This is a genomic window from Nostoc sp. C057 (assembly GCF_013393925.1).
Classification (GTDB): Bacteria; Cyanobacteriota; Cyanobacteriia; order Cyanobacteriales; family Nostocaceae; genus Nostoc; species Nostoc muscorum_A.
On record NZ_CP040281.1, the window covers coordinates 3,803,571 to 3,817,708 of the forward strand.

The window sequence follows — 14,138 nt, forward strand, 5'->3', positions numbered from 1 at the left end:
TGTCTAGTTACTTAGTGTTGTGAAGCAATTAATGCCTGCACTTCATCCTGCGATAGTTGTTCAATATCTGCTAAAGCTTGAGCTAATTCCTCTAAATTTGTCTGGTTAGCCAGTTTTTGGACAATAACTTCAGCTAACTCAGCTATAGTCGGGCCATTAAAAAAGCCTTTATAAGAAAGTTCTGTTTGGAACGTTTTGCATAGTTCAGAAACTAATTGAGTAGCAAATAAAGAGTCTCCTCCTAACTCAAAGAAGTTATCGTGAATACCCACTTTTTCAATTCCTAGAAGTTGTTGCCAAACGTCAGCAAGGGTTCGCTCAATTTCATTACTAGGAGCAATATAAGCATTTGCTAATTTAGGACGGGGGTGAGTTGGTTTGGATTGACTAAGCTGGGCTAATTTTTCTTCCAAAGATTTAGCAGATTTTTTTGGCTTAATCAGGCTGAGAAAATCTTGTGTTGAGACAACAATCTGAGAAACTGTGCTATTACATAAAATCCGTTTAAAAGCCTCTATGCCTTCAAAAGAAACCATTCCTCCTGTTAAATTCTCTCCTGTGATTTCTTGATGGCGTGCTTCAACAGGAATTGCCATTCCTACGTTGTTCCATCTATCCCAGTTAATAGACTTAATGAATTTCCATGTTCCATATTTAGAAGCGCTGTAGTGAGCAAAGGAGTCAAGGAAGGCATTTGCAGCTGTATAATCTGCCATTCCAGATGTACCAACAAATGAACTTAGTGATGAACAGAGTACAAAGAAATCCAGGTTCTTTTCTTTAAATAGAGTTTCAAGTACTCGTGTTCCTTGCACTTTTGGCGCTAAAGATTTGGCTACAGTTTCTTTTGTTGTGAGTTGCATCATCCCTCCGCCGAAAACTGCGGCTGCATGAATTACTCCATGAATCTCACCAAATCGTTGATTAGCTTTTTTAAACACTGCGGACATCTGTTCAAGGTTGGTAACATCGGCACTGATTACCATTACCTCTGCACCTAATGCTTTCATTGCCTGCAATTTTTGGATCTTCTGATTGATATGATCTTGTGGCTCATGAGTCAATAACCATTCAGACCATTCATCTTGGTCGGGAAAAGTTGAACGTCCTACTAATATAAGTTTTGCTTGCGCGGTCTGCGCTAGATATTCTGCTAGTAGTAGGCCAACACCTCCTAATCCACCAGTGATGAGATATACTCCCTGTTTTCTCAGGCAGAGATTTTCATTAACGGTTTTATGTAGTTGTACAGGTTCAAAATCTTGTACCCAGCGATTTCGCCCACGGTAAGCAATAATTTGGTCAGATGTAGGGGTTGTAAATTCCGCTATTAGTGTTTGGATGAGTTCTTCTTGTCCACTTTCTCCAGGAACTACAACATCAATACTGCGACAAGTTATATTTGGATACTCTAGCGGCATAACTTTGCAAGTTCCAAGAACCAGGGCCTTTTCTGGACACAGTATTTCTGAACCAGTTATTTCCTGTAAATTGTTGGAGACAATACTAATTTCTAAAGCATCTGTTTGATTATTTTCTGTAATAGCCTGTGCCAAAAACAACAAACTCGACCAGCCTAAAGCTTCAATTGTTGAGTTGGTGTAACTGTTTGATGTCACACTCCACAGATGAACAATCCTTTTGGGAATCTTACCCAGGCTCCGAAGTTCTTTGAGTAAGGTATTGTAATCATCCTCTTTTTCTGAATTAATCGTATATGTGCGTTGAGGATATTCGCTATTTTGCTGAAATTGCTCTCCCACCCTGACGGAAATAACATCTTGATTCTCAAGTACTAGTTGTTTTATCAACTTTTCACCCAAGCCCCACTCATCCACAAACACTAACCAGCATCCTGCTTTTCCCTCAAGTCCAGCTTGAGAAGGCTGCGGTGGCATAGTACGTTTCCAAGAAGGAATGTAAAACCAGTCAGCAATATCTGATTTTTTAGCCAATAAGTCTTGGTTTTGCTCTTTAGGAGCTTTTTGCTTGGTGACGGTAAATGCTGTAGGTGCTGAGTCAGTTATCGATGCAGCAGCTTGAGCTACCAAAATCTGTTCGCCGAAAGCTTCAGTTTCAGAGACAGCCGCTACCTCAACAAACCCTTGAGAACGTAGTGCTTCCTGCCATTGCTTTTGTGATAAAAACGGATTACCACGGCTGCGTTCTTCATCCTCTAAAGGATTCATTAGCAGTCCATCGGTGAGATCGAAGTCTAATTGTGGTTGAGTTATTTCCCACAATAGCAGGAATCCTCCAGGAGCTAGTAGCGATCGCACATGCTCCAGGGTTTTTGTTATATTTCGGGTTACGTGCAACACGTTGACAGCTACCACCACATCAAAACTGTGGCTGTTGAATCCTTGTGCAGTTGGCGGTTTTTCAATATCTAGAAACCGATATTCAACAAACGGATAAGCGCTAAACTGCTGTTTGGCTTGATTCAAAAACAAACCCCCTACATCTGTAAAAGTGTAGTTGGTGCGCTCAGATGGCAATACAGGTAGCAATTCTGTCGTAGCAAGACCCCCTCCACCACCAATTTCCAGAATTCTCAGGTTTACATCTGGTGGTAATGACTTTACTACCTGTTCCATACCTGCTTGCATGATCCCTTTTAAATGGGTATCCAGAGGTAATTCTGAATTTGCAATTTCTGGTTTGTTCTCTTTTACCGCAAAATACAACTCTAATGGTTCTTTTTCACCAGTCAGCACATCCGGCAGATTCTCACCACATTCCTGGACGATATGTAGAACATGAGGTGTATGTACGCATTTGATTTTAACTTCTTCTACCAGAGCGTTAATCGAGTCTGTAGAACAGGGAACAAGGTTTGTAAATAAATCCTTTTCTTGTTGTAGATCACTTTGTTCTACGAGTACATCTAAAAAGCGATACAACAATTGCCGATAGCGAGGAATAATCTGGCATTGCTCACACAACTCCTCAAAAGAATATTGCTCATTGAAGTTGTTAAAAGCACCTAAACGCTGGAGAGAAAGGTTTATATAGGAAGCACACAAACGATCCAAACACTGTTTATTCAGCAAATAAGTTTGCTCGTCTAATGTGGCGATGCTAGCACGAGCCTTTACCCTACAAGCCTCTACCAAAGATTGACCTAAATCAACTGCCGTTTGTCTTGGCTGTTTTTGTGCTTCAATCCAGTAACGTTGACGCTCAAATGGATAGGTTGGTAAGGGAATATGATGGCGCTGTTCGTTAGCATAAAAACTAGACCAGTCTACTTTGACACCACAAAGCCAGAGCCGTCCCAAAGAGTTGAGTAAAAATGCTACATCCGATTGTTGTTCTTGTGGATGACGGATTGAGGTCAGTACTATCAGTTTATCTTGATGATGTTGCTTGACAAAAGTACTTAAAGTCCGTCCTGGCCCAAGCTCTAAAAAGATCCGCTCTTGTGTTTTGAGTAACTCAGTTATCCCTTGGTTAAAGCGCACTGTTTGCCGTAAATGCTTTACCCAATATTTGGGGTCTGTTGCTTCTGCTACAGCGATCCAAGTGCCACTAACGTTAGAGATAAACTCAATCTTCGGAGGATGAAGTTGGAGTTTTTGTAGATGCTCTGTAAATGGCTGGAGAATTGGCTCCATCATGGGAGAATGAAAGGCATGAGAGGTATGTAACCTGCGGCAGCCTATACCTTTGGCTTCTAGCTGTTGTTGCAATTGTGCGATCGCTTCAGCTACACCAGAAACCACGCAGTAGGAAGGCCCATTACTTGCAGCTAAAGATAATTCCTCCGTTAGCAGGGGTTGTATCTCTGATTCGGAAAGTTGGATAGAGAGCATTTCCCCACTAGGAAGTTCCTGTATCAGTCGTCCTCGGATTGCGACTAGCGCTAAAGCATCTTCTAGCGAAAAAACTCCAGCTAAAGTAGCGGCTACATACTCCCCAATACTGTGACCAATCATCGCCTCTGGGTGTACACCCCATGCCATCCACAATTGAGCTAGGGCGTACTCGATGACAAATAATGCTGGTTGAGCAACAATTGTCTGTTTAAGCTGCTCCGTTGCCTTGGCTGTCTGTGCCTCATCTGGATACAATACATGGCGTAGGTCAAAACCTAAATGTGGTTTGAGCAACTCACAACAACGATCAACTGTAAGTGTAAAAGTTGGCTCACTCTCGTAGAGTTCTCTAGCCATATTCACATACTGCGTTCCTTGCCCAGAAAACATAAACACCACAGGACTATTGCAAGGCTGCTGGTAGTGGGTGAATATTCGTTGTGATTCTGAAGTAGAAAGCACCTTCACCGCATCATTCATGTCTTGGCATACCACCATCCGACGATGATCGAAAGCTCGACGACCTACACCAAGGGTATGAGCCACATCTGCAAGGTTCAAAGGATACTGCTGGAGATGATTAGCCAGATTTGCCGTAGCTGTTTCTAACGCCGATTCCGTTTTTGCAGAAAGAACTAACAGATGATATTTCCTCCCCGGCTCCCCCTGTCTCCCTACAGGCGCTTCTTCCAAAATTACATGGGCATTAGTCCCACCAATCCCAAAAGAACTAACTCCAGCGCGGCGAGGAATGTTATTTGTTGTCCATTGGGTAAGTTTGGTGTTGACATAAAAAGGACTGTTGGCAAAATCAATTTGCGGATTAGGTTCCTGAAAGTGCAAGCTAGGCGGTATTTGTTGATGCTTCAGGGCCAGAACAGTTTTGATTAGACCTGTTACCCCAGCAGCAGCGTCTAAATGACCAATGTTGGTTTTTACTGAACCAATGGCGCAGAAGCCTTTTTTATCAGTACTGGCTCGAAAAGCTTGTGTTAATGCTGCGATTTCAATTGGATCTCCAAGGGATGTTCCTGTGCCATGAGCTTCAATATAGGTAATCGTTTCGGGTTCAACCTCGGCAACAACTTGAGCGGTTCTAATCACCTTGGCTTGACCATCTATCCGTGGTGCTGTGTAGCTAACTTTGAAAGAGCCGTCGTTATTAATAGCGGAACCTTTAATGACAGCATGGATGGTATCCCCATCTGCTAGAGCATCCTCTAATCGCTTCAAAACTACGATGCCTACACCTTCGCCACCGACAGTTCCCTGTGCTTGAGCATCAAAAGTGCGGCAGTGTCCATCAGGAGAACCGATTGCCCCTTCTTTGTAAACATAGCCCGTTTTTCTGGAAGAACTTATGGAAACCCCACCTGCCAAAGCTAGATCGCATTCCCCATTTAGTAAGCTTTGAGTGGCTAAATGAACAGCGACTAATGAAGTAGAGCAGGCGGTTTGAACAGTGAAGCTTGGCCCTTCTAGATTCAGTTTGTAAGAAACGCGGGTAGTTAAATAGTCTTTGTCACCTGCGATCGCAAGCTGGTGATTATCTATAGATCCAATAATATCTTCGTTTAAATATACATTGAGTAAGTACCTACTGAAGCTAGCTCCGGCGTAAACTCCAATAGAACCTTGATAATTTTCTGAGTCATAGCCAGCATCTTCAAGGGCAGTATACGCACATTCTAAAAAGAGACGATGTTGGGGATCGGTAATTTCCGCTTCTCTGGGATTAAAGCCAAAAAATGCAGCATCAAAAAGTTCTACATCTTCTAATACAGCTCTTGATTTAACAAACTTTGGGTTATTGAGTGTAGCTGCATCTAACCCATAAGCTAACAGTTCTTCATCAGTAAAAACTGAAATTGACTCTGTACCATTTTGGAGATTTTGCCAAAATTCATCAACGTTTTTGGCACCCGGAAACCGACCTGCTATACCAATAATTGCTATTTCTGAACCATTATGATGAACAGCTTCTATGGGGATACTCATTCTTCATTAGCTCCTTGATTATTCATCATCAATTTCATTTTCTGTAGACGTTTTTTCTGTTTAGATTTACCAAGAGAAATTTTTTCTATTGAAATATTAGTTTCGCTAAAAGATGATGTTTGATTTTTAGTTTGACTAAAGAACTCTGCAAGAGAGTTAATAGTCGGATATCTGAACATATCGAGCATTGATAAATCAGTTTGGAATATTTCGTGTAATTGGCTATGAACTTTCACCATAAGTAATGAATGACCGCCGAGTTCAAAGAAGTTATCGTGAACGCCTATGTTGTCAATATTGAGAGCCTTTTGCCAAACTCCAGCAATGGTTTGTTCCATCTGTGTTTGCGGCATTACATAAGCAGCTTCTAACTCTGGGCGGATTTCTGGTGCAGGTAGCGATCGCTTATCAAGTTTACCGTTGGGCAACAAAGGCAAGGTTGGCAGGATTAGAAAAGTCGAGGGCATCATATATTGCGGTAGCTTCTCCTGAAGAAAGCCACGCAACTCAGTAATTGTTAGTGTCTGTTCTGGTTGAGGGCTGACATAAGCAACTAAGTGCTTATCACCATGCTCGTCTTCCCTAGCTATTACCACGGCTTCGCGTACTTTATTGTATTGCTGCAATTTTGCTGATATCTCGCCCAGTTCGATGCGGAAGCCCCGAATTTTTACTTGATCGTCAATACGTCCCAGGAGTTCGATATCCCCGTTGGGTAAGTAGCGGGCTAAATCACCGGTGCGATACAGACGCATCCCCGATTTTTCGCCAAAAGGGTTAGGAATAAATTTTTCGGCAGTCAGTTCAGGATGATTGAGGTAGCCCCTGGCAATTCCGATACCACCAATATACAACTCGCCTGGTACGCCTACAGGTGTAAGCTGCAAATGTTTGTCTAGCAAGTACACCTGGGTGTTGGCAATGGGACGACCAACAGGTACACAATAAACGGGTTGGTTCTCTGAATAGGTAACTGGTTCAACTGGTTCAAAAAGTGTGACACCAATAGTTGCCTCAGTTGGGCCATAAGCGTTAAGCCAACGGATACGGGGACTCTTGGAGCGATCGCCTACCAGTTTATGCCAAAGTGCAAGTTTTTCTGGTAAAGCTTGCTCAGTTCCGACAATCACCAAGCGCAGCGTCTGCGGTAATGGTGTTGTTGTTTGAACCAAGTCGGACACCCACTCATGCCAATAGGCTGTTGGTAAATTGAGGACAGTTAGTTTTTCCTGTGCCAAGAATTTTCCAAAGTGAGCAAACAATAATACCTGATTGGGTCGGATGACTACAGTTGAACCACTTAACCATGATGGAAATAGTTCTTCGGCTGTTACATCAAAACTCACAGAAGCGAATTGGAGAACGCGATCTTCTGGTTGCAGTTCATAAGCTTTAGCAGCAGCAATACTGTGGTTCACTAAAGCTTGATGCGAAATCAGAACGCCTTTAGGTGTTCCTGTAGACCCAGAAGTGTAAATCACATAAGCCAGATTTTCGGCTGTTACACCAGTACTAGGATTTTCCTGACTTTCCTGGGCATACAAATCCCATTCGTCTAGGCAAACAACCTGAGCCGCAGATGTAGGGAGTTCCGTAACCAGATGCTTTTGGGTAAGCAACACTAAAGGTTTGACATCGTTTAATATCAAAGCTAGTCGTTCTTGTGGGTAGGATGGATCTAACGGCACATAAGCGCCACCAGCTTTCAGGATGCCCAGAATTCCAATCACCATTTCGAGCGAACGCTCTACACAAATCCCTACTAAGACATCTGGTTTGACCCCCAGCGATTGTAAATAATGCGCCAATTGATTTGCGCGATGGTTTAGCTCTCGATAGGTGAGGTGTTGATCTTCAAAACTTACGGCAATGGCATCAGGTAATCGCTCTACTTGAGCCTCAAATAACTGATGGATACAATACTCACCAGGATAGTCAACTTTAGTATTGTTCCATTCCACCAACAACTGATGCTGTTGGGTTTGTGTCAATATAGGCAATTCTGCAAGGGATTGCTCTGGGTTGGCGACAACACTTTCTAGTAAGGTTACGTAATATCCGAGCCAACGTTGAACTGTTTGGGTATTAAATAAATGAGTGTTATATTCCAGTTCTACCAGTAATTCACTGTCTGTCTGAAGAATATTTAAATTAATATCCAGCTTAGTAACACCAGTAGAATTTTTAGCTACCTCAAACTCTTGTTTTAAAGACCTAGACTCAAATTGAGCTTTGTCCAGATTAAACCCTGTGGTAAAAAGAGGGGTGCGGCTAGGATCTCGTGGTAACTTTAAATTTTCAATTAGTTTAATAAAAGGATAAATTTGATACTCGTAAGCATCTAACAATACCTGCTGGATTGAACTCAAATATTCTGTGAATCCTGGGTTGTCAATAACTTGGCTGCGTATGGGCAACAGATTAACACAGTGGCCAACCAGATATTCATCTGCGATCGCAGATTGTCCAGCCGAAGCAATACCAACAACGATATCTTGTTGATTCGTCAATCGTTGCAATAAGGTGATAAATGCTGTTAAAAGAATCGTAAATAAAGTATAACCACGTTGTACACTTAAGCTTTTCAAAGAATTATATAAGCTGGAATCGAGAATGAGATTTTCTCGCGCTCCAGTGTACGAAAATATCGGTGGTCGAGGACGGTCAGTTGGTAATTCCAAAATGGGCACTGAACTGGCAAATTGACTCAGCCAATAAGCTTCAGCTTTTGCCATTTCGGGACTCTGTTGCATTTGTACTTGCCACAGAGCATACTCACTCCATTTCATGGGTTGCGGAAGTTGGCTAGCAATTCCTTGGCACTCTGCTGAATAAATTGCTGCTAGTTCTCGTAACAAAATACTAATTGACCAACCATCAGCAACAATGTGATGATTTGTCAGAATTACAAGATGATGATGATCTTCTTGTAACTTGACTATATGACACTTCAGTAATGGCCCTTTTTCTAAATCGAAAATTTGTTGAGCTTCTCGTGTTAACAACTCCGATAGTTGTGTTTCTCGTTGACTTTTATCTAAAGTTGAAAAATCGCTCACAGGAATATCTATAGTCAAAGTGGAATGAATCAGTTGATTATCCCCCTCTGGGCTAAAAGTAGTTCGCAGCGCTTCGTGACGATTGATAATTTCTTGAACAGCCTTACGTACTGCGAATAAATTGCCAGTCCCTCGCAGATGGATAGTTCTAGATTCGTTGTAGGCGCGGGAAACTTCATCTCCCATCTGTGCTAAAAACCACAGTTCTTTTTGTGCTGCCGTCAGAGGAATTTTGAGCGTTGTTGAAATCGGGGCAGGTGATAATAATTCCCCTTGTTGCATTTCTACTATGCTTTCCTTGACTGCCCCAATTACGTGTTCAATATCTGCATCGGTATGTGCCGTAGACAGATAAAAAGTGCGTCCTTCCCAGACATAAACACCTTTTTCTAGTAAATGGTAGAAAAACAACTGACCAAACTTGAGGGGCGATGAGGCTATAAAACGAAACAGGGAACCAAAATGGACTACTTGAATAGGAACTTGTCTTTGTTCAAAGTAACTATTAAGAGTCTGGGCTAATTTCGTTGTTTTTTCAGATAACTCCTGCTGTAATTTCGGGCCACTATTTTTAATATGGTTGAGTGTAGCCCAAGCCGCAGCCATTACCAAAGGATGTTTGAAAAAAGTACCCGCAAACACCGTGGTTTCTGCTTGAGGATAAGATTCATCTCCATAGTTCCACATCCCACCGTCAAATATATCCATCAAAGCTGCTTTACCAGCTATAACCCCAATTGGTATCCCAGCCGCAATAGCTTTACCATAAGTGGTCAAATCTGCTTGAATATTCCACAATCCCTGAATCCCGCCTGGGTGCATCCGAAAGCCGGTAATCACTTCGTCGAAAATTAATACGGTTCCTGTTGCTTGAGTTAATTGTCTGAGTTCGAGCAGAAACTCTTGAGGTTGCAAATCTGGGCGACTGCTTTGTATCGGCTCCACCAGAACTGCTGCCAGTTCGTGAGCATGAGTTTTCAGAATTTCTAGGGATTCAGGTTTGCCATAGTCGAGTACGATAACATCATCAGCAATGTATGATGGAATACCTATAGCTCTAGGGATAGAACGCCGCGTTTCTTCGCTGGTAGTTACTCCTCTTACCAAAATCCCATCATAAGTACCGTGATAAGAACCAGCAAATAAAGCAATCTTAGAGCGTCTTGTAGTAGCGCGTGCTAGGCGGATTGCTCCCATTACAGCTTCTGTACCATCGTTACAAAAAGCAGCCCGTTCTGCACCTGTCAACTCACAAATTAACTCCGCAACCTGACCGGCAAGACGTGATTGTGGCCCGTGCAATATACCTTGCTTTATTTGTTCTTGAATAGCTTCGATGACAAAGGGAGGTGAATGACCAAATAAAAGCGCCCCAAACCCCATCGAAATGTCTACATATTCTTTGCCATCAACATCCCAAAGTCTGGCTCCTTCCCCACGCTGTCCATGAATGGGATACAACATCTCTTTAATCGAGGGCAAGAACCCTGTTATTGCTCTGCTATTAGCATGGTAGGAACGATAAGCTTGAGTAAGTCGTTTAGATTCTGGAGTCAGTTGAACAAAACGTGCAATTAAAGCATCTAAATGTTTTTGTTGACCGGGAGTTAACAGAGTCTTTGATTCTAAATCAAGAGGCTCAATTGTTTGGTTTATGAGTTGTTGCTTAGACTCAACCTGAATCGATGATGAACTTTCTGGAATATCAGAGTTATTAATTAAAGATTTAGCAATTTGTCCTACCTCATCCTGAATAGGGGTAGATATGATTGCTTTTTGTACAGATAATATCTTCTTAGATGAACCTGCTTTTTGCAAAATTGCTAGCTGTTTGGACATCAACTCAAGCTGCTGTTCTATTACCTCTTCGAGTAGTGTACCTGTTACAAAATTTTCATCTTCTGGCTCCAAATTTTGTGTATCTGAAGTCTGTATGACAAGTGTCGGTTCAGTATGTGATTGTAATATTGGACTAATTGTTGATTCCTGAAAAGAAGGCTCTAAAATAAGATTTTTTGGAGGTATTTCTTGAGCTATATAATTTCCTAATTTATGAATCGTTGATAAATTTTCAAGCAATAAACGAAAAGGAATATCGATATCTAGCTGTTGTTGAATAGTACGATTAATTTGCAATAAAATTAGAGAGTCAACGCCCATCTGTAGAAAAGGAGTATGAATATCTATTACCGTTGATTTAACTCCCAATGATTCACTAACAATGTACTTGAGCGTTGATACTATTTTTTTATATTGAGAATCTTCATCCATAATGTTTTACATTTATTGAAACTGCTAATCACTAAAAAGGGGAATTACTGTTAGCTGAAATCATATATCTTTTTCTAATAGTTCTAATTGCTTAAACATGATAGAGATTTGACTATTTATTATTTTTTTAATACGATCTCCACCGTTTTGATTTTTACTATTAAGTTGAAGGATATTGTTTTGCTGGGATTGAATACTTAAATGTTGTGATTTGTCTCCTAAATTATTTGGTTGACTACTAATTTGTTCATTCTGCAACTTCTGATCATTATAATTTTCTTTGCTATTCAATCGATTTAACTCATTAACGTTAGCAGAGTCAATCCAGTATTTTTTTCGTTCAAAAGGATAAGTCGGTAAAGGAAGCCGACGACGTTTTTGATTGGCATAAAACCCTGACCAATCTACTTGTATTCCATACATCCATAAATATCCCAGAGTCTTTAATAAAAATACAGCATCAGATTGTTGATCTTGAGGATGACTTATAGAACAAAACACAAATTTTCCCGGGAATTGTTGCTTAGTCAAAGTACTTAAAGTGCGACCAGCCCCAACTTCTAAAAAAATCCGATTTGGCTGTTTACACAATTCAGTAATGCCATCAGCAAAGCGTACTGATGACCGCAAATGTTTAGCCCAATAACTGTTATTTGTTGCCTCTTCTGGAGTGATCCAAGTACCAGTTACGTTAGATAAAAAAGGAATTTTTGGGTGATTAAGATTGATTTTTGCTAATAGCTTGGTAAACGGCTCTAGAATCGAGTCCATCATTTGAGAATGAAAGGCGTGAGATGTATGCAGAGAACGGTAGTCAATCCCTTGCTCAGTTAAGCGGTTTTGCAAATCTTCAATCTCTGCGCTTGGGCCCGAAACTACACAACGCTCTGGTGCGTTAATGGCTGCTAAGGAGAGTTTATCACCTAGCATCTGCATAACTTTTTTCTCCGGTAACGCTACAGCCAGCATTGCGCCTGAAGGTAGTTGCTGCATCAGTTGCCCACGAGTAGCAACTAGCATCAGAGCATCTTCTAGAGAAAATACCCCAGCTAAACAAGCGGCGACATATTCTCCTATACTGTGACCAATCATTGCACTAGGATGCACTCCCCTAGCTATCCACAATTGTGCTAAAGCATATTCAATTACGAACAACGTCGGCTGGGTAATGTTAGTTTGTATTAACTGCTGTGTCGCCCATTGGCTCTGTTCTTGGCTGGGATAGAGAATAGTGCATAAGTCTAACCCTAAAATAGGTTTAAGTTGTTCACAGCAATAATCAACTTGTTCTCGGAAAATTGGCTCAGTTTGGTATAATCCTAGACCCATTCCTACATATTGAGATCCCTGACCGGGAAACATAAATACAACTTCTGGCTCACCTGGTTCTTGATAGTGCGTGAGAACTCGTTCCGGGTCTTTTGTTTCTAAAACTTTGATTGCATCATCAATATCTTGACAAACTACCATCCGACGATAGTTAAAAGCTCGACGACCTACTTTAAGAGTGTAAGCAACATCAGCTAAGTTTAAATCGGGATGCTGTTTGAGATGATTAGCCAGATTTGCCGTAGCTGTCTCTAATGCTGATTCTGTTTTCGCAGAAACAACTAACAGATGATGTTTCCTACCCTGCTCCCCTTGCCTCCACTGCTTCTCTACCGGAGCTTCTTCTAGAACTACATGAGCATTAGTGCCACCAATACCAAAGGAACTGACTCCTGCACGTCTAGGATTCCCGTTTGACTTCCATTCTGAAAGCTTGGCGTTAACGTAGAAGGGACTATTAGCAAAATCAATCTGGGGTGATGGTTCTTGAAAGTGTAAGCTGGGTGGTATTTGCTTGTGTTTGAGTGCGAGGACAGTCTTGATTAAACCTGCAATACCAGATGCGGTATCTAGGTGGCCGATATTCGTTTTTACCGAACCAATAGCACAGAAATTCTTTTTCTGAGTTCTGGCGCGAAAAGATTTAGTTAAGGCTGCAATTTCAATCGGATCTCCTAAAACTGTGCCGGTGCCATGAGCCTCTACATAACTGACCATATCGGGTTCAATTCTGCTGATGGCGAGAGCTTCAGCAATCACTTTGGCTTGACCATCGATACTAGGAGCTGTATAGCCAATTTTGGCAGAACCATCATTATTAATCGCTGAACCTTTAATCACAGCATGAATATAATCTCCATTAGCGATCGCATCTGCTAATCGTTTTAAAATTACTATACCTACCCCATCACCGCCAACTGTTCCTTGCGCTTTGGCATCAAAGGCGCGGCAATGTCCATCGGGAGACAAAATTCCCCCCTCTTGATACGCATAGCCAGTCTTTTTTAAGTTAGTTATAGAAACTCCACCTGCTAAAACCAGATCGGATTCACGATCTATTAAGCTTTGGCAGGCTAAATGAATAGCAACTAATGAACTAGAACATCCAGTTTGGACGGTGATAGCTGAACCCTTTAAATCTAATTTATAAGCAACTCGTGTAGTCAGATTATCTGTACGATTATGATGTCTAATTTGGTCAAGACCAACTAATTTGATTAATTCAGGATTAGAAAAAAGATTGAATAAAAAGTAACTACTAATACTAGCGCTACCGTAAACACTAATTCGACCTTGATAAGTTTTAGAATCATAGCCAGCATTTTCCAAAGCCTCCCAAGCTGTTTCCAAAAAGAGGCGGTGCTGGGGATCTATTATTTCTGCTGTTTTAGGAGAGTAATCAAAGAATGCAGCATCAAATAATTCTATATCATCTAGTACAGCATTTGCTTTGACATAATTTGGGTTATTTAAGGTAGTTGTATCTACTCCCATTGATTCTAGCTCTTGGTCTGAAAAAAATGAAATCGCTTCCAAACCATCTTTGAGGTTTTGCCAGAAGTTATCCAAATTACTAGCTTTAGGAAAACGCCCCGACATACCAATAATAGCTATGTCTAAATCGCTGATTTGAGTCTCCTTAAGATCGTCAGGTGTCATGGGT

2 protein-coding genes and 1 pseudogene are annotated in these 14,138 nt (G+C 41.3%); all 3 read right to left on the minus strand.

The window, feature by feature from the left end:
- Positions 1-11: 11 nt before the first annotated feature.
- Positions 12-5,816: a type I polyketide synthase gene (locus FD724_RS16420; protein ID WP_179073363.1), complete on the minus strand. Its 5,805-nt coding sequence runs from the start codon at positions 5,814-5,816 to the stop codon at positions 12-14.
- Entirely contained in the window at positions 5,813-11,146 is a 5,334-nt protein-coding gene (locus FD724_RS16425; protein WP_179073364.1) for a non-ribosomal peptide synthetase, read from the minus strand. Before FD724_RS16425 ends, FD724_RS16420 begins: the two co-directional genes overlap by 4 nt.
- A gap of 318 nt (positions 11,147-11,464) precedes the next feature.
- A pseudogene (locus FD724_RS16430) lies at positions 11,465-14,134 on the minus strand (type I polyketide synthase); the annotation flags it as partial.
- Positions 14,135-14,138: the final 4 nt, after the last annotated feature.